The organism is Variovorax xiamenensis (assembly GCF_050916385.1).
Lineage (GTDB): Bacteria > Pseudomonadota > Gammaproteobacteria > Burkholderiales > Burkholderiaceae_C > Variovorax.
This window is the reverse complement of sequence record NZ_CP139038.1, coordinates 1,985,914-2,003,736: the sequence shown is the minus strand read 5'-3', so window position 1 is coordinate 2,003,736 and position 17,823 is coordinate 1,985,914. Positions and strand designations below refer to the sequence as shown.

17 protein-coding genes are annotated in these 17,823 nt (G+C 65.4%); 4 read left to right on the top strand and 13 right to left on the bottom strand.

Annotation, left to right across the window (positions count from 1 at the left end; genetic code table 11):
- Positions 1 to 2 precede the first annotated feature (2 nt).
- From SFB74_RS08770 to SFB74_RS08755, 4 genes are all read left to right on the top strand, one after another.
- Positions 3 to 1,280, top strand: a complete 1,278-nt coding sequence (locus SFB74_RS08770; RefSeq protein WP_432730408.1) for an Hsp70 family protein — start codon at positions 3 to 5, stop codon at positions 1,278 to 1,280.
- Positions 1,277 to 1,813 carry a YgjP-like metallopeptidase domain-containing protein gene (locus tag SFB74_RS08765; RefSeq protein ID WP_432730407.1) on the top strand — a complete coding sequence of 179 codons (537 nt, stop codon included), beginning with the start codon at positions 1,277 to 1,279 and terminating at the stop codon, positions 1,811 to 1,813. The genes SFB74_RS08770 and SFB74_RS08765 overlap by 4 nt, the downstream gene beginning before the upstream one ends.
- A gap of 72 nt (positions 1,814 to 1,885) precedes the next feature.
- Complete coding sequence (locus SFB74_RS08760) at positions 1,886 to 2,512, top strand: hypothetical protein (RefSeq protein WP_432730405.1); 627 nt, start codon at positions 1,886 to 1,888, stop codon at positions 2,510 to 2,512.
- Between the two features lie 25 nt (positions 2,513 to 2,537).
- On the top strand, positions 2,538 to 4,487 hold the full coding sequence (locus tag SFB74_RS08755; RefSeq protein ID WP_432730404.1) for a glycosyltransferase: 1,950 nt from the start codon (positions 2,538 to 2,540) through the stop codon (positions 4,485 to 4,487).
- A gap of 15 nt (positions 4,488 to 4,502) precedes the next feature.
- Here the strand turns inward: SFB74_RS08755 and SFB74_RS08750 are convergent, their stop codons facing one another.
- The 13 genes from SFB74_RS08750 to SFB74_RS08690 all read right to left on the bottom strand — a co-directional run bounded on the left by SFB74_RS08750 (position 4,503) and on the right by SFB74_RS08690 (position 17,821).
- Positions 4,503 to 5,810, bottom strand: a complete 1,308-nt coding sequence (locus SFB74_RS08750; protein WP_432730403.1) for a galactosyl transferase GMA12/MNN10 family protein — start codon at positions 5,808 to 5,810, stop codon at positions 4,503 to 4,505.
- A 52-nt stretch (positions 5,811 to 5,862) separates the two neighbouring features.
- Entirely contained in the window at positions 5,863 to 6,957 is a 1,095-nt protein-coding gene (gene nagZ, locus SFB74_RS08745; protein ID WP_432730401.1) for a beta-N-acetylhexosaminidase, read from the bottom strand.
- The gene (gene acpS, locus SFB74_RS08740; RefSeq protein WP_093205005.1) at positions 6,954 to 7,346 is read right to left on the bottom strand and encodes a holo-ACP synthase; all 393 of its coding nucleotides are present in this window, start codon (positions 7,344 to 7,346) and stop codon (positions 6,954 to 6,956) included. Before acpS ends, nagZ begins: the two co-directional genes overlap by 4 nt.
- A 13-nt stretch (positions 7,347 to 7,359) precedes the next feature.
- A complete protein-coding gene (locus SFB74_RS08735; RefSeq protein ID WP_432730400.1) occupies positions 7,360 to 8,160 on the bottom strand; it encodes a pyridoxine 5'-phosphate synthase in 801 nt (266 codons plus the stop codon).
- Positions 8,157 to 8,927 carry a DNA repair protein RecO gene (recO, locus tag SFB74_RS08730; RefSeq protein WP_432730399.1) on the bottom strand — a complete coding sequence of 257 codons (771 nt, stop codon included), beginning with the start codon at positions 8,925 to 8,927 and terminating at the stop codon, positions 8,157 to 8,159. The genes SFB74_RS08735 and recO overlap by 4 nt, the downstream gene beginning before the upstream one ends.
- Positions 8,928 to 9,060: 133 nt before the next feature.
- Complete coding sequence (gene era / locus SFB74_RS08725; RefSeq protein WP_432730398.1) at positions 9,061 to 10,035, bottom strand: GTPase Era; 975 nt, start codon at positions 10,033 to 10,035, stop codon at positions 9,061 to 9,063.
- Positions 10,036 to 10,042: 7 nt separating this feature from the next.
- On the bottom strand, positions 10,043 to 10,729 hold the full coding sequence (gene rnc / locus SFB74_RS08720) for a ribonuclease III (protein ID WP_432730397.1): 687 nt from the start codon (positions 10,727 to 10,729) through the stop codon (positions 10,043 to 10,045).
- A 17-nt stretch (positions 10,730 to 10,746) separates the two neighbouring features.
- Positions 10,747 to 11,115, bottom strand: coding sequence for a DUF4845 domain-containing protein (locus tag SFB74_RS08715; RefSeq protein ID WP_432730396.1), 369 nt, complete (start codon positions 11,113 to 11,115; stop codon positions 10,747 to 10,749).
- Positions 11,116 to 11,156: 41 nt separating this feature from the next.
- Positions 11,157 to 12,122 (bottom strand): signal peptidase I, encoded by a 966-nt coding sequence (gene lepB, locus SFB74_RS08710; protein ID WP_432730395.1) that lies wholly within the window; start codon positions 12,120 to 12,122, stop codon positions 11,157 to 11,159.
- Between the two features lie 7 nt (positions 12,123 to 12,129).
- Complete coding sequence (gene lepA, locus SFB74_RS08705) at positions 12,130 to 13,941, bottom strand: translation elongation factor 4 (RefSeq protein WP_432730394.1); 1,812 nt, start codon at positions 13,939 to 13,941, stop codon at positions 12,130 to 12,132.
- 522 nt (positions 13,942 to 14,463) lie between these two features.
- Positions 14,464 to 15,945 (bottom strand): DegQ family serine endoprotease, encoded by a 1,482-nt coding sequence (locus SFB74_RS08700; RefSeq protein ID WP_432730393.1) that lies wholly within the window; start codon positions 15,943 to 15,945, stop codon positions 14,464 to 14,466.
- Positions 15,946 to 16,038: 93 nt separating this feature from the next.
- Positions 16,039 to 17,121, bottom strand: coding sequence for a MucB/RseB C-terminal domain-containing protein (locus tag SFB74_RS08695; protein WP_432730392.1), 1,083 nt, complete (start codon positions 17,119 to 17,121; stop codon positions 16,039 to 16,041).
- Positions 17,122 to 17,149: 28 nt separating this feature from the next.
- The gene (locus SFB74_RS08690; protein ID WP_432730391.1) at positions 17,150 to 17,821 is read right to left on the bottom strand and encodes a sigma-E factor negative regulatory protein; all 672 of its coding nucleotides are present in this window, start codon (positions 17,819 to 17,821) and stop codon (positions 17,150 to 17,152) included.
- Between the last annotated feature and the right edge of the window lie 2 nt (positions 17,822 to 17,823).

The window sequence follows — 17,823 nt, the reverse complement described above, 5'->3', positions numbered from 1 at the left end:
TCGTGAAGGCACCGTCGTCGTTGCCGACGATCGGCATCGACTTCGGCACCTCCAACTCCGCCGTGGCCTGCCGGGTCGACGGCGAAGCCCGCCTGCTGCCCATCGAGGGCACGGCCACCACCCTGCCCACGGCGATCTTCTTCAACGCCGAAGACCGCACGACGCATTTCGGCCGCGACGCCATCGGCCAGTACCTGGCGGGCACCGAAGGCCGCCTGATGCGCTCGCTCAAGAGCCTGCTCGGCAGCGCGCTGATGCAGGAGAAAACGGCCATCCACGACGGCCTCGTGAGTTTCGAGGACATCATCGCGCGCTTCCTGCGCGAGCTGGCGGCGCGCGCAGGAAGCGAGCTCGGCCAGATGCCCGAACGCGTGGTGATCGGACGCCCGGTGCATTTCGTCGATGACGATCCGAAGCGCGACGAGCGAGCGGAAGAAAGCCTGCGCCTCGCGGCCCGCGCGGCGGGCTTCAAGGAAATCGCGTTCCAGCTCGAACCCATCGCGGCAGCCTTCGACTACGAGCAGCGGATCAGCAAGGAGTCGATCGTGCTCATCGTCGACATCGGTGGCGGCACCTCCGACTTCACCGTCGTGCGCGTCGGCCCCGAGCGCGCGGCGCGCGATGACCGCAGCGACGACGTGCTGGCCACCAGCGGCGTGCACATCGGCGGTACCGATTTCGACCAGCGCCTGAACCTGGAGCGCGTGATGCCGCAGTTCGGCTTCCGTCACCACGGCCCGCAGGGACGCGAGGTGCCGAGCAAGGTGTTCTTCGAGCTGTCGTCCTGGCACCTGATCAACTGGCTCTACGCCGCCAAGGCGCTGCGACAGGCAAAGGAGCTGCGCACCAGTTACGGCGATACGCGCCTGCACGACCGGCTGATGACCGTGCTCGAAGAGCGGCATGGCCACCGCATCGCGAGCGCGGTGGAAGCGGCCAAGATCAACGTCTCGCTGACAGATGCCTCCACCGCCATCGACCTGGATTGCGCCGAGCGCGGCCTGGCGGCCTCGCTCACGCCGGACGACATGGCGCAGCAGCTGGCCACGCCGCTGAAAAGCGTGATCGCCTGTGCGCACGCCTGCGTCAAGCGCGCGGGCCTGCGCAGCAATGACCTCGACGCGATCTACCTCACCGGCGGCTCTTCCGCGCTGCGCCCGTTCCAGCATGCCCTGCGCAGGAGCTTCGCGGGCGTGAACCTGGTCGAGGGCGACCTCTTCGGCGGCGTCGCCACGGGGCTGGCCTGCGCGGCCAGCGCGCAACTCGGGGCCAGACGATGAAATACCTGGCGGGCTATCCGGCGCCCCTGCTGGAGCAGGTCCGCCAGCTGATCGCCGAGGACAGGCTCGGCGCCCTCCTCGGCCAGCGCTATCCGGACGGCGTGCACGACATCCAGAACGACCGGGCGCTTTACGGGTACGTGAACGAACTCAAGAGCGAGTTCATGCGCAAGGCCGAGCCGCTGTCGAAAGTGATGTTCGACAACAAGCTGCACGTGATCCGCAACGCGCTGGGCACGCATACCACCGTGTCGCGCGTGCAGGGCGGCAAGCTCAAGGCCAAGCGGGAAATCCGGGTGGCGAGCCTGTTCAAGGAAGTGCCGCTGGCGTGGCTGCGGATGATTGTTGTGCACGAGTTGGCACATATGAAGGAACGTGAGCACGACAAGGCGTTTTATGCACTGTGCATGCATATGGAGCCGGACTATCATCGCCTCGAGTTTGATTTGCGACTCTATCTGGAGCACCTGGGCACGGGCGGAAAGCGCCTGTGGGCGAATGCAGCAACTGCCTCCGCGCCCGGCGGGGAGTGACTTTGCGCAGCGGGTGCCCCGGCATGCTCCCTTTGTTTCAGCCTCAACGCCAACCCAACGCAGCCACGTTTCATGTCACACCCCCAACAACGATTCTTCGTCGCCGGCGTGAAGCAGTTCCTGCCGTCCTACTTCAGCGGACGGTCGGTAATCGAGATCGGCAGCCTCAATCTCAACGGCTCGGTCCGTGAGTTCTTCCAGGATTGCAACTACCTGGGCCTCGATGTCGGGGAAGGCCCCGACGTCGACCTCGTCTGCCACGGCGAAAACTATGGCGGTGCCGCGAACAGCACCGACGTCGTCATTTCGTGCGAAGCCATGGAGCACAACCCGCAGTGGAAGAAGACCTGGCTCAACACACTGCGGCTGGTGAAGGAAGACGGCCTCGTCGTCATGACCTGCGCGACCCCGGGCCGGCGCCAGCACGGCACCGTGGAGTTCAACCCCTCCGATTCACCGTTGACCATCGGCAAGAGCCAGAACTACTACCGGAATCTCGCAGCCTGCGATTTCACGGATCTGCTCCAGCACGATGCATGGTTCTCGGTATGGGGATTCTTCGAGGACCGCAGCAGCCACGACCTGTACTTCTTCGGCGTGGGCAAGGAGGCCAGTGAAGAAGCCCGCACGCAGGCACTGCAATTGCACGCCGCGTTGAAGGACCACTACCACAAGGTCAACGTACTGGGCCACTACTGAACGGGCATCGCCCGTACATCGCCCCATGACGACACTGCCCAGGCTCAACTTCACGTCGCTGTCCTCGCACGAGACCTGCGGCGACATCGTCGAGGCCTTCAGGCTGGCGGCTGAGCGCCTCGGCTATCCCACCCGCTTCACCCACTGCTACATCGAGCCGGGGGAGATCAACATCCTGTTCTTCTTCTGGGATGTGCCGTGGGAACATATCGAGCAGCACCACCCTGATTGCATCATCGTCAACTTCGAGCCGATGGTGCACGGCACCCATGCGTGGAACGACCGTTATCTCGAAGTTCTCAAGCGCTGCTATCTCTGGGAGTACAGCAAGACGAATTTCCAGCGGCACCGCCAACTCGGATACTGCAACGCGGACTATGTTGCGCTCGGCTGGGAAGCTGGCGCCGCGGACATACTGCCGCTGGCTGACATCCTCCCGGACGCGCAGCAGGACATCGACGTCGTCTTCTTCGGCTCGCTGACGCGCCGGCGCATCGACATTCTCGAAGGCCTGATGGCGCGCGGCCTGCGGGTCGAAGTCAACCGGGGACGAGCCTGGACGCTGGAGGAACGCAACGGCTTCATGCGCCGCGCGAAAATCGTGCTCAATCTCCACAACTGGGAAGAGTCGCGCATCGTCGAGGTGCCGCGACTGTCGATCCTGCTGAGGCACCGCAAGGCGGTGGTCTGCGAGCTCTACCCCGACAGCGAGATCGAGGCCTCGATCCGCAAGGCAGTGGTTGGCGCGCCCTACGAAAAGCTCATCGAGACGATCGAGCAGTTGCTTGCCGATGCGCCCCGGCGCGCGAGGCTCGAGCGCGAAGGCCTGGATATCTTCACCAGCGCATTCGCGGCCCCTCTGGTGGGGCCGGCGATCGAGCGCTTCCTGAGTTGGCGCGCCCAGCAAGCCGACCGCTTCATCGCACCACCAACGCTGCCGCGCGTCACCCTCTGCCTGACCGCCGGGGCTTCGCTCGATCGTCTGGAGCAGAGTCTTCAGGCTTGGGCAGCCCAGAGTGCGGTGGAACTTCACCTGGTACTGGTTGCCCAGGCAGGCACCGCCGGTCTCGAGGCCATGCTCGCGGGAGCAGGCATCGCGAGTTCGCAACTGGTTTCTCTGCCTTTCGCATTCGACCGCGCCACCGCTCGCAACCTTGCATTCGCGCACGCGCAGGGCGACTACATCGTCTTCGCCGATGACGGCGACGTTCCGGCGCCTGAGCGCCTGCAACGCCAGGCTGCCCTGCTCCAGGCTTGCGCCGATGTCGACATCGTCGGCTGCTGGTGCGAGACGCACGAAGGCCCGTTCGAGTTCTCCGAGCGGCACCAGGACATCCTCGTCGAGTTCTTCGGCCCGCGCCCGCTGCTGCTGTCGGCCTGCATGGTCCGCCGCAGCTTCATGGAGCGCAGCGGCGTGCGCCACGACCCCGAATTCACGGTGCACGACGATTTCCACATGCTGTGCAAAAGCGCAGCTGCGGGTGCGCGCTTTGCCGTGATCCCCGAGCTTCTTCACAAGCCGGCCACGCCGACCACCTCCGTCGACGCGGCCCGCGCAGCAACGCTGGCATCGCGGGCACGCGCACTGGTACTGGCCTACCTGCTGCCCAAATCGAGCGGCGAACATGTGCACGAGATTGCCAAGCTGTATGACCTGCATTGGCCACCCGTGCTCGACTTCGCGGAAAAGCTGCTGCTGATCCTCGCGCGTGCGAGCTTCAAGCCAGCCGCTGTACCGGAGCTTCAACTGGTCGAGCATGAAACGCTGACACGCGCACTCCGGCACGAGGCCTTGCGGCTGCTTCAGATCTTTTTCAATGCGGGCCTGGCGGACAAGGAATGGCTGGAGCACCAGTTCGCGGTGCCCGAGATCGCCCAGTTCCTCGCCCCTGCGTCCAGCCAGTTGCCGGTGCGGGTTTTCAGGCTGGAGCCGGCGCCGGCGACCTCGGAGCAGCAGGCTGCGGGCAACGGTTAACCGCCTCGGCAGCAGCTAGCGCAAGCGCTGCGAGCGCGCATCCATCGAGGCCATGTAGGCCGAGCGGTACGGCTCGTCCAGATTGATGAAGTGCACCAGCAGGGTCTCGTCGCAGGCCAGGTGCGGCGGCGTATTGATGCTCAGGTTGTCGACGATGGTGCGTTCGTCCACCAGTCCTGCTCCGGACAGCACTTCGTTCGTGTAGTACTGATCGCCCTGGCTGCTGTACACCGCCGACTTGTCGTCGACCTCGCCGATTCGCTGCCAGATGCGAGCCAGCAGTTCGGCGTTGCCCTCGGTGTTCAGGAAACCCATCACGCCTGAATTGAAGGCCCAGCCACCCACATCCTTCGCAAGCAGCAGTTCGCGCCCCTCGAGCAAGGCATCGATCCGTCGGCTCTGGTTGAGAAAGAGCACATCGGCATCGATCCAGATCACCCACTTGTGATGCGCGATGTGTTGCTGCAGCAGCCAGCTGCGCACCCATGAACCGCCCATGCCGGTGTCGATGGCTTCAGGGATCGCACGGTACACGTGATACGCGTAGCCATGCCTGTCGCAATAGCGCTTCACGTTGTGCTCGGACACCCGCGCATAGCTGCCGACGTGATGCGTGTAGAGCGTGACGAAGGCGATGTCGGCACCGGCGTTGTAGCTCGACACCGGCCCTTCCGACAGCGCCGGATAGGCTGCCGGTTGCAGTACGGGCTGGCCATGGATCAGCGCGTTGTTGACCTGTGCCACGAGCAGATCCTGCAGGTTCTGGTCATGAAGCAGCGCCTCGCGCCATCCGTCCTCGGGCGCCACGATGGGCTGCGGCCCGAGGTTGACGACGAAGATGCGCGCCAGGAACCACTGGGGAATGCGCCACGAGACATTGACATAGATGTCGCCGACCATCGCGTTGCACCCGAGCAGACCGGCCGGACGCAACCGCTGCGCTTCGTCGACGGCGCGCTTCACCAGCGCGATGACGTTGCCTGCATCGTCCATCAGACCGAGCAGCATGGCGCGGTTGGCGGGCGTATTGCGCAGCACCATCATGTTGGTCATTGCGGGCCCGGGCCGGTCGCCGCTGGGAGGCCCTTCGACGACCAGCAAGTCGCGGCCCTGCATCAGTGCTTCGACGGCAACCGGGTGGAACACCACCGCGTCTCCATCGAGGAACAAAAGCCAGTCGTTCTCGGGCAGCGCACGCAGGTGACGCAGGATCTGTCCGTATCTCGCGCTGTCGCGCAATGCCGGATGGCGAATGCGATCGGCCTCGATCCACTGGTGCGCATAGCCGAACAGGCGGCAATAGTGCGCGTGGTTGCGCAACACGGCCTCGTCCTTTCGCGGGAAGAAACTGAGGCACAGCGGCATGCGCTTCTTTCTACGCGGTCAGGCCATCGCGCGACAGGGTGCGCCTTGCGCTGCGGTAACTAGTCGAACTTGCGAGCGCGCCCCACGACGGAGCCTTCCCCTCGGGCAGCAAAGCCCGACGGCGCGTTTCGCTCTCCGGGTTGCTCGTCCAGCGTCCTGCATCCCTGGCCGCGCCGAAGCCCTGGAGCAATTCATCGAGCGACGTGCCCTCACCGATGCTCTGGTTGCACAGCAGCGCCATGTCGCACCCGGCGTCAAGCGCCGCCAGCGCCGCATCGGCGAAGCTGAGCAACTCTCCGTCGATGTAGCGGCCAGCCTCCATGCTCAGGTCGTCGCTGAAGATCGCCCCATCGAAGCCAAGCTGCTGCCGCAAGGTTTCCTTGAGCCATTTCGACGAAAACCCCGCCGGCCGCTTGTCCACCTTCGGATAGATCACATGCGCCGGCATCACGGCCGCGAGCGAGCCCGACAGCCAGTCGTACGGCTTCGCGTCGTCTGCCAGGATCGCCTTGAGGCCGCGCTTGTCCACCGGGATCTCGACATGCGAATCGGCATGCACGAAACCGTGTCCCGGAAAGTGCTTGCCGCAGTTGCGCATGCCCATCTGCAGCATGCCGTGCATCACGCTCTTGGCCAGCAGCGCGACCACGCGCGGGTCGCGGTGGAAGCTGCGGGTGCCGATGACGCTGCTGCCGCCGTAGTCGAGGTCGAGCACGGGCGCGAAGCTGAAATCGACGCCGCAGGCGCGCAACTCGCCGGCCAGCACCTGCCCGACCGCTGTCGCGGCCTGGGTGGCGCGCATGGCGTCGCGCATCCAGAGTTCGCCGAGCGCGCGCATCGACGGCAGGTGGGTGAAGCCGTCGGTGCGAAAGCGCTGCACGCGGCCGCCTTCGTGGTCGACGCAGATCAGCATGTCGGGCCGGATCGACTTGATCTCGGCGTTGAGCGCGGTCATCTGCGCGCGGTTTTGCCAGTTGCGAGCAAAGTGGATCACGCCGCCGACGAGCGGGTTGGCGAGGCGCCGGCGGTCGGCGTCGGTGAGTTCGGTGCCCGCGACATCGACGATCAGCGGCGCATGGGGGCGGTCGGCAAGCCCGGCGGTCATATCTTCTCCACCACCACGAAGCTCGCGGCGTATTCGGTTTCGTCGGTCACGGTCACGTGGGCGGTGAGGCCCTGCGCCTCGAACCAGTCCTTCAGGCCGCCATGCAGCACGATGACGGGCTTGCCGCTGCGCAGATTGGCGATCTCGCACAGGCGCCAGCTCATGGGCATGCGCATGCCCAGTCCGATGGCCTTGCTGAAGGCCTCCTTGGCGGAGAAGCGGGTCGCCAGGTAGCTCAGGCCGCGCTTCGGCCAGCGTGCACTGCGGGCCTGCCAGACCTTGAATTCGGCGTCGCTCAGCACCTTGCGGGCAAAGCGCTCGCCCTGGCGCTCGAAGGTCGCGGCAATGCGACGCAGGTCGCAGATGTCGGTGCCGATGCCGTAGATCATGCGGCGCGGGCGTTCATTGTTGTTGCTGCTGCTGTTGCTGCAGCTGCGCCTCGGCGATGCAGCGAAGGTAGTCGCGCGTGGCGGCCGTGTAACCGAGCTCGAGCGCGTCCGCCACGAAGGCGTGGCCGATGGAAACCTCCTGTACGCCCGGCACGGCACGCAGGAAGGCCGTGAGGTTGTCGCGACTCAGGTCGTGCCCGGCGTTGACGCCGAGGCCGGCCGCGATGGCCGCGCGCGCCGACTCGGCATAGCGCGCGAGCACGGCCTGCTCGTTCGGGGTGCCGCGCGAGGCCGCGTAGCCTTCGGTGTAGAGCTCGACGCGGTCGGCGCCCGCGGCCTTGACGGCGGCCATCATCTCGGGAATCGGGTCCATGAAGAGGCTGACGCGCACGCCCAGCGCCTTGGCTTCGGCGATCAGCGGGCGCAGGCGCTCCGCGTCGTCGGGGAAGGTCCAGCCGTGGTCGCTCGTCGACTGGGTCTCGCTGTCGGGCACGAAGGTCGCCTGGTGCGGCTTGAGCTTGCGCACGAAGTCCATCAGGTTCTGGAAGGGGTTGCCCTCGATGTTGAACTCGATGCTGGGCCAGTCTTTCGCGAGCAGCGCGGAAAGGTCGCTCACGTCGTGCGCGCGGATGTGGCGGGCGTCCGGCCTCGGGTGCACCGTGATGCCATGCGCACCGGCGGCCAGGCAGGCCTGGGCGGCCTTCACCACGCTCGGAATACCCAGGTGGCGCGTGTTGCGCACCAGGGCGACCTTGTTGAGGTTGACGGACAGCGAGGTGGCGGCGCTGGCGCCGGCTTGGCCCGGAGTGCTCATAGTGCTTGCAGGTCTCTCATCATTTGCCGCGTACGCAGCGTGGACACGCCGCAATGGTAGTTGAGCAAGGCGCGCAACTGGTTTCGCAGGGCACTGTTGCTGCCGGCGTTCATGGTGGCAATTTCACGCAAGGTGGCGGTAAATGGCGCGCGATCGTCCAGGACGGCTTGCAGGGCCTGCCAGTCGGCACCGGTCAGCGCGGCCTCGTCGTCGCCGGCCTCGCGCAGGCCGGCTTCGGGAACGAGGCTGTAGCGCAGGCCGCCGGCGAGCGGCTCCAGCGTGAGGGTCTGGACATCGAGCGACGGCAGCAGGCCGACCTCGCGCAGCAGCAGCAGCTCGAAGGCGCGCAGCGCGGCCGCCTGGGCCGTGGCCTGCGCGCCCGCATGGTCGCCCGCCAGCACCTGCACGACGCCGGCATAGGCATCGAACAGCGCCTGATGAGCGTCGTCCCGCGCCAGCAGGCGCAGCAGCAGCTCGTTGACGTAGTAGCCCGACAGCAGCGCCTCGCCGGTCGGCATCACGTGGCCGCCCATCCATTCGGCGCCCTTGAGCGTGCGGATCTCGGCGTCGCCGCCGTAGTTGAGCTGCAGGGGCTGCAGCGGCAGCAGCACGGGGCGGAAGTTGGAGCTCGGGCGCTTCGCCCCCTTGGCCACGAGCGCGATGCGCCCATGGTGGCGGGTGAAGACTTCGAGGATCAGGCTCGACTCGCTCCAGTCGTAGCGGTGGAGGACGTAAGCCGGCTCGTGCGAAACGCGATGGGTGGCCATGTCAGTGAGCAATCGAGCATCGAGGCTTGAGACCGGCAAACGCCGCGGAACCGGCTTTGCCGGGCCGCTGGCGTTGCCCCCTGCAAGGAAGGGGGTTGGCGGCTACGCGAAGCGAGCAAGCCTGGGGGTTTGCCTATTCATAGCCGAACGAGCGGACGCGGGCTTCGTCGTCGGCCCAACCCGAACGCACCTTCACCCACAGCTCGAGGAACACCTTGGCATCGGCCAGCTTCTCGAGCTCGACGCGGGTTTCCATGCCGATGCGCTTGATGCGCTCGCCCTTGTCGCCGATCACCATGGCCTTGTGGCCGTCGCGCTCGACCACGATGGTGGCGGCGATGCGCAGCAGGCGCTTCTGGCCCTTCTTCTGGGGCGGCTCCTCGTCGAACTTGTCGATGACGACGGTTGACGTGTAGGGCAGTTCGTCGCCGGTGAGGCGGAACAGCTTCTCGCGCACCAGCTCGCCGGCCAGGAACTTCTCGCTGCGGTCGGTCAGTTCGTCCTCGTCGTAGAACCAGGGCTGCTCGGGCAGGTATTTCTCGCAGATGCCGAACAGGCGCTCGACGTCCTTCGGATTCTTGGCGGACATCGGCACGTACTCGGCGAACTCGTGCTTCTCCTGCATGCTTTTCAGCCAGGGGGCGATGTCGCCGCGGCGGTGCACGTTGTCGAGCTTGTTGGCCAGCAGCACTGTCGGAATGCCCTTGCCGAGCAGCTTGAGCACGCGCTCGTCGGCCTGGGTGAAGCTGCCGGCCTCGACCACGAACAGGATCAGGTCCACGTCGCCGACTGCACCCTGCACGGTCTTGTTGAGCGACTTGTTCAGCGCGTTGGCATGCAGGGTCTGGAAGCCCGGCGTGTCGACGAACACGAACTGCGTGGCACCCAGCGTGCGCATGCCGGTGATGCGATGGCGCGTGGTCTGTGCCTTGCGCGAGGTGATGCTGATCTTCTGGCCGACCAGCGCATTGAGCAGCGTCGACTTGCCCACGTTGGGCTTGCCAACGATGGCGATGAGGCCGCAGTGCTGCGGGCTTTGGGGACCAGCGGCGCCCTCGCCGCTTGCGGCGTCTTCGGGTTCCGCTACGGGATTGATAGCATCGTTCATTCTGGTTTCACGCGGCGCCGCGTGCCTTGAGCCGGATCAACATGGCAGCGGCCGCCGCCTGCTCGCCGGCGCGGCGCGAGCCGCCGATGCCGCGTTCGCGAAAGCCCAGCTCGGGCACTTCGCACTCGACATCGAAAGTCTGCTTGTGCGCCGCGCCCAAAGTGGCGGCCACGCGGTACACCGGCAGCTTCATTTTGTGACCCTGCAGCCATTCCTGCAATTCGGTCTTGGGGTCCTTCGCCGCAGCCTCCATGCGCGGATTGATCTCGACCGATTCGTAGAGCCGGTGCACCAGCGCCTGGGCGGCGGCAAAGCCGGCGTCGAGATACACGGCGCCGATCAGCGCTTCGAGCGCGTCGGCCAGGATCGACGGCCGGTTCGGCCCGCCCGAGCGGGCCTCGCCTTCGCCGAGCCGCAGCAGCGGCGACAGCGCCAGCCCCACGGCGAGGCGGTGCAGGGTGTCCTGCTTGACGAGGTTGGCCCGCACGCGCGACAAGTCGCCCTCGGGCAGCGCCGACAGGCGCTGGTAGAGCAGGTGCGAGACGGCCAGATTCAGCACCGAGTCGCCGAGAAACTCGAGGCGCTCGTTATGGTCGGCCGAGAAGCTGCGGTGCGTGAGCGCGAGCTGCAGCAGCCGCGGATCGGAGAAGGTGTGCTGCAGGCGCGCCTGCAACGCGGCCAGGCTGCCGTCCACCTTTTTGGGCGCCGTGTTCAGCGGGATTCGCCCTTGTACTTGAGCGTGAGGTAGGCCGGGCCGAAGAGCGGAATCTCGCGCTCGTACGAATACGACACGACCACCTTGTCGCCGACCTTCTTGATGTCGAGGTCCTTGCCGCTGACCGACTTGAAGTCGTCGATGGCCTGGGCGCGATCGAAGATGGCGCGCACCTCGGGCACGGTCGTACCCTCCTTGGCCTTGTTGGCGGCCTTGTCGATGGCCTGCCACTCGATCAGCGTCGGGATGACCTGCGCGATGACCACGCCCAGGCATCCGAGCACGGCCGCGACGAACACCAAGCCGACGAACGAAATGCCACGTTGCTGCGCAGCGCTGCTGCGAACGGACCGATGTGCTCTCATGCCCTCATACCCCTCGAACTATGCTTGTCGATGAATGTTGTTTATTGAAACGGACCGATGCGTCCCAGGTCACCGAAATTCATCCAGACGAAGAAGGCCCTGCCCACGATGTTCTTGTCCGGCACGAAACCCCAGAAACGCGAGTCGGCCGAATTATCGCGGTTGTCGCCCATCATGAAATAGTTGCCCGGCGGCACCTTGCAGACCACGCCTTCGACCGAGTAACGGCAGTTCTCGCGGAACGGGAAATCGCTGGCGCCGGGAACGAACGCCGGCGAAGCGTCGTCGTTGAGGATCTTGTGCTGCTTGCCGGCCAGGTCCTCGTCGAACTGCTTGAGCAGGCGCATCGATTCGCCGTCGAGGTAGTCGGCGGCAGCCACCTTGGAAACCGGCTGGCCGTTGATCGTGAGCTTCTTGTTCAGGTAGGCCACCTCGTCGCCGGGAATGCCGACCACGCGCTTGATGTAGTCCATGCTCGGCTTGGGCGGGTAGCGGAACACCACCACGTCGCCGCGCGCCAGCGGCGTGCCTTCGGTGATCTTGGTGTTGATGACCGGCAGGCGCAGGCCATAGGTGAACTTGTTGACCAGGATCAGGTCGCCGGTCAGCAGCGTCGGCATCATCGAGCCCGACGGGATCTTGAAAGGCTCGTACAGGAACGAGCGCAGCAGGAACACCACCAGGATCACCGGGAACAGGCCAGCGGTCCAGTCGAGCCACCAGGGCTGCATCAGCAGCCGCTCGCTCGCCTTGGCATCGACCGTGTCGACCTGATTGATGCCCTGCCCCGCCAGGCGCGCATTGCGCTCGGCCAGCGAGGCCTCGAGCTTCGCGGCCGCCTGCTCGCGCCGGGGCAGGAAGTAGAAGCGCTCGGCCAGCCAATAAAGGCCGGTGACCACCGTGGCCAGGAACAGCAGCAGGGCGAAGTTGCCTTCGATCACGTTGAAGTACCAGGCGCCGACATAGGCGGCGAAGGCCGCGAGGACCAGGGAGGTGATGAATGCCATTTTTCGTTCAGTCTTCGACTTGCAGGATGGCGAGGAAGGCCTCTTGCGGGACCTCGACGGAGCCGATCTGCTTCATTCTTTTCTTGCCCGCCTTCTGCTTCTCGAGCAGCTTCTTCTTGCGGGTGATGTCGCCGCCGTAGCACTTCGCCAGAACGTTCTTGCGAAGGGCCTTGATTGTCTCACGCGCAATGATGTTGACCCCGATGGCGGCCTGGATCGCCACGTCGAACATCTGGCGCGAAATGATCTCGCGCATCTTCGAGGCCACCGCCCGGCCGCGGTATTGCGACTGGGAGCGGTGCACGATGATCGAGAGGGCGTCGACCTTGTCGCCGTTGAGCAGGATGTCGACCTTCACCACGTCGGAAGCGCGGTACTCCTTGAACTCGTAGTCCATCGAGGCGTAGCCGCGGCTCACCGATTTGAGCTTGTCGAAGAAGTCGAGCACGATCTCGCCGAGCGGCATCTCGTAGGTCAGCATGACCTGGCGGCCGTGGTAGGCCATGTTCATCTGCACGCCGCGCTTCTGGTTGGCCAGCGTCATGACGGAGCCGACGTATTCCTGCGGCATGTACAGGTGCACGGTGACGATCGGCTCGCGGATTTCCGCCATCTTGCCCACATCGGGCATCTTGGACGGGTTCTCGACCATGATCACTTCGCCGTCGTTCTTGACCACCTGGTAGACCACGCTCGGCGCGGTCGTGATCAGGTCCTGGTCGAACTCGCGCTCCAGGCGCTCCTGCACGATCTCCATGTGCAGCAGGCCGAGGAAGCCGCAGCGGAAGCCGAAGCCGAGCGCCTGGCTCACCTCGGGCTCGTAGTGCAGCGAGGAGTCGTTGAGCTTGAGCTTTTCCAGCGCATCGCGCAGCGAGTCGTACTCGCTGGCTTCGGTCGGGTAGAGACCCGCGAACACCTGCGGCTGGATTTCCTTGAAGCCCGGCAGCGGTTCGCTGGCGGTGGCTGCCGCGCCGCCGGTGCCCGTGCGGATCAGCGTGACGGTGTCGCCGACCTTCGCCGCCTGCAGCTCCTTGATGCCGGCGATGATGAAGCCCACCTCGCCCGCTTCGAGCGACTGGCGCGGCTCCGTGTGGGGCGTGAACACGCCGAGGTTGTCGGCGTTGTACGTTGCGCCCGAAGCCATCATCTTGATGCGCTCGCCCTTGGCGAGGCGGCCGTCGACGACACGCACCAGCATGACGACGCCGACATAGGGGTCGAACCAGCTGTCGATGATCATCGCGCGCAGCGCTGCGTCGGGATTGCCGCGCGGTGGCGGCACCTTGGCGACGATCGCCTCGAGGATCTCGTCGATGCCCATGCCGGTCTTCGCGGAACAGGGAATCGCATCGGACGCATCGATGCCGATCACGTCCTCGATCTCCGCCTTCGCGTTGTCGGGGTCGGCCTGCGGCAGGTCCATCTTGTTGAGCACCGGCACGACCTCGACGCCGAGGTCGAGTGCCGTGTAGCAGTTGGCCACCGTCTGTGCTTCGACACCTTGCGATGCATCGACGACGAGCAGCGCGCCTTCGCATGCGGACAGCGAGCGGCTCACTTCATACGAGAAGTCGACGTGACCCGGCGTGTCGATCAGATTGAGGTTGTAGACCTTCCCGTCGAGTGCCTTGTAGTGCAGCGCAGCCGTCTGCGCCTTGATGGTTATCCCACGCTCTTTTTCGATGTCCATCGAGTCGAGAACCTGCGCTTCCATCTCGCGCTCCGCGAGGCCGCCGCAACGCTGGATCAAACGGTCTGCGAGCGTCGACTTGCCATGGTCGATGTGCGCAATGATCGAAAAATTTCTGATGTGATTCATCAACGGGAACGCTTAAGTACTTGAATTGGCTCGTACGCAGAGTGCTACAGGCAAGAAAAAAGGGCGCGTCTTCTGGAGACGCGCCCTGAACCAACAAGCAATGGCAACTGCAGTAGTTGGAGCTTCATTGTAGGCAAAAAGGGAAGCGCGTACATCCGGGAACGGGGTCCAAAAGGGTCGTTGCAGGTCCACAACATCAAAGATACAAACAGGTTATCCACAGGATCGGTGGAGCAGTTACTGAACAACTTGTGGGCGATCTGTGGAGCACCGGTGGACTGCCATCTGACATCTCGCATGGTGAAGGTCGGGGCATTCCTTATGCGCCGACCGGCCGCCGCGAGGGCCCTATTCTACCGAAATCCGTCCTTAGCCCTTCGACAAGTTAGTGAGCGCAAACCAAAATCGTGATTTTCTGGTCTCTCGATTTTTTTGGAGGCCGGCGCCGGAACGTCGTAAACACCTCAAAAAAACGGCCCCAAACCCGACTGCCGGGTGGGGCCACTTGACGCCAGACACGGATCAGCGTGTCTGCCGGATCAGCGCGTACTGCGCCCAGTCGCCACGGCGGAACAGCACGCTGAGCGCCTTGCTCTTGTCGGACTTGGCAACTGCGGACTCGAATTCGCGCGCATTCGACACTTCGACATTGCCGACGGCCATGATGATGTCGCCCTCGCGCAGGCCCGCACGGGCCGCGGCGTCGCTGGCGGCATCGACCTTCACGCCGCCCTTGAGCTTCAGCTCCTTCTTCTGCGCGTCGGAGAGATCGCTCACCGCCAGGCCCAGCGACTTGGCTGCGGCGGATGCCGGCGGCTTCTGCGCCGGCTCGTCGCGATCGCTCGCGCGCTTGCCGGGCTTGTCGGGCTCGATCTCGGCAATGGTCACGCTGAGATCGCGCGAGGCACCGCGGCGGAACACGGTGAGCGTGCTCTTCGTGCCCGGCTTGGTGTTGCCCACCAGGCGCGGCAGGTCGCTAGGCTTCTCGATCGGCTTGCCGTCGAACTTGGTGATGACGTCACCCGGCTCCACGCCAGCCTTCTCGCCCGGCGAGCCCGCCTCGACACCGCGCACCAGCGCCCCTTGCGGCTTGCCCAGGCCGATGGCTTCCGCCACGTCCTTCGTGACCTGGTCGATCTGCACGCCGATCCGGCCACGCGACACGCGGCCCGATGTGCGCAGCTGGTCGCTCACGCGGATCGCCTCGTCGATCGGGATCGAGAACGAAATGCCCATGAAGCCGCCCGAGCGCGAGTAGATCTGGCTGTTGATGCCCACCACCTCGCCACGCATGTTGATCAGCGGGCCGCCCGAGTTGCCGGGATTGATGGCCACGTCGGTCTGGATGAACGGCAGGTATTCGCCGGTGTCGCGCTGCTTGGCGCTCACGATGCCGGCGGTGACGGTATTCTCGAGGCCGAAGGGAGAGCCGATGGCCATCACCCACTCGCCCACGCGCAGCTTGGAGATGTCGCCGACCTTCACTGCCGGCAGGCCGGTCGCCTCGATCTTCACGACTGCGACGTCGGTGCGCTTGTCGGCACCGACGATCTTGGCCTTGAACTCGCGCTTGTCGGGCAGCGTGACCAGCACCTCGGAGGCGTCTTCGACCACGTGCGCGTTGGTCATCACATAGCCGTCGGGGGTCAGGATGAAGCCGGAGCCCACGCCGCGCGGGCGCTCCTCTTCCTGCGGCTGCTGCGGACGATTCTGGCGCGGACCCTGGCGCGGCTGGCCCGGCAGCGGCTGGCCGAAGAAGCGGCGGAAGAACTCCTGCATTTCCTCGTCCATCTCGCCGTTGCCACCGCGCTGCACGACCTTCTCGACAGTGCGGATGTTGACGACGGAGGGGCCGACCTGGTCGACCAGGTCGGTGAAATCAGGCAGCGTGCGCGTCTGCGCGTGGACTGGCTCGACCGGGAGGAATATGGCGCTGGCGGTCAGTGCGAGTGCGCAGGCCAGCAGGCCGGAACGAAACTTGTGTCCCTCGACTTTGAAGATCATCGGCTTTCTTTCAAAAGAACAGAGCGGCGAAAAACAGGTCTATGAGTCTGCGCCGTGAGCTTGGTTCAGCGCAATTGGCGCTTCTCAGGCCCGTCAGCGCGTGCGCGCGAGGCTTTGTGCGAATGCGTTGAGCGTCTGCTGGGGCACTTCGCCGACCGCGGTCAGCCACCAATCGCTGGCCGGTTCGGGCAGGCGGCGGCGGATCGCGTTGGTCGCACCGATGGTCAGCACGCCGTCGCGCGGCGAGCGCGCCGGGTCGTAGCGTTCGATGAAGAGCGACACGGAGGCCAGGCCATCGGAGAAGGTCCACTGCACCGTGGTCGCATCCTGCTGCTTGGCCTTGCCGCCGCTGTCATCGCCCGCGACGGGACGGCGGAAGAAGCTTCGGGGCTTGAATCCGGCCACGGGCGTGCGCAGGGTCCAGCCTTCGTCCTGCGCGTTGCTGCGCTCGAGTTCGAGCTTCTCGATGCGGTAGCCCGCGGTGTTGGACATCATCTGCGAAAGCGCCTGCGCCTTGACCGGCGCGTCGAGCTGCAGTTCGGAGAAAGCCGACTGCTCCACCACGCGGGAGTCGCTGTCGACGGTCTGCAGTTTCACCACGAGGCCCGAGCGGCGCTCGCTCCAGATGCGATAGCCGAAGCGCAGCCCGTCGTGCGGCACCAGTTGCACTACGTCGGCGTCGAAGCCGGCGACGCGGTCCTTGCCGATCGCGCGCACGTCGTAGAAATCGCTGATAGAGGAATCGGGCTTGTCCGGCAGGTTCGGGAAGAGATCGAGGTTCTCGCGCTTCTCGACCTTCACCACCTTCGCCTCCGGCAGGAAGGTCATGACGTTGCGATTGCGCCGGAAGGTGGAGCGCGGCGGCCCCGTCAGGGCCTCGATGCGCTCGATCTGGTGTTCGCCGTCGCGCACATGCCAGATGCGCGCGCTCGACAGGTCGCCGCCCGGCGCCGAGACCACGAAGGTGCCCACGTAGTTGCGCTGCCGGGCGCCGGTGTGCATGCGCTGCAGCCACTCGGTCACGCTCATGGCCGGCGGCTCGTCCGTCTGCGCGGTTGCCGCACTCTTCGCATTCGCGGTGCCCGAGCGGGTCTGCGCGGTGGCAGCCTGCGCCAGGCAGAAAGCAGCAAACACAAGCACGAAGGCGCGTGCGGAGAACGGCATCGGAACGGTCATTACTGGCGGCTAGGGGTGCACGCGCTCATCAGCGCGTCGGCCCCTCGAAAGTGGCATTGCGCAGGAAGCCGGAAGGCATTTGCGAAGCACCACCAGCCTGCTGGTGCGCTTCGAGGAGCTGGTCGAGACGCGGATCGCGCAGCATGACCTGGGGATTGCCATTGCCCACGATCACGCGGGTCGGGGTCAGCGTGTTGCTGACAGCCTGCGGGCCGTTGGCAGCGGCCGCCGCCAGCACCGAGTTGACGGCCGGCTGCTGTTGCTGCTGGACCGAGGCCAACTGTGCCCCTTGCTGCACTGCCGAGCCATTGCCGACCAGCGTCCAGCTGATGGCAGCTACGGCCATCAACGATGCGGCGCCGGCTACCAGTTTCCAACGGAACACCGGCTCGTTGGCCGCTTCCGCCCTGCGCTGCACGGGCATCGCCACCGGCACGGCGACCGGTTCAGCCGCCGGAACCACCATCACCGGCTCCGCCGCCAGCCGCTGCTGGAAGCGCGCCAGGAACGCCGAGGTATCGCTGCACGGCGAATGGGAACCGGAGCGCAGCACGTCGCCCACCACGTGGTAGGCCTGCCATGCCGCGCGCGACTCGCCTTCGGCGCCGATCGCCTCGATCGCCTGCGCGAACGCCTCGCCCTGCAAATGACCATCCGCAAGTGCGGACACCTGTTCCCGAACCGTCATCGTCTGATTCATTT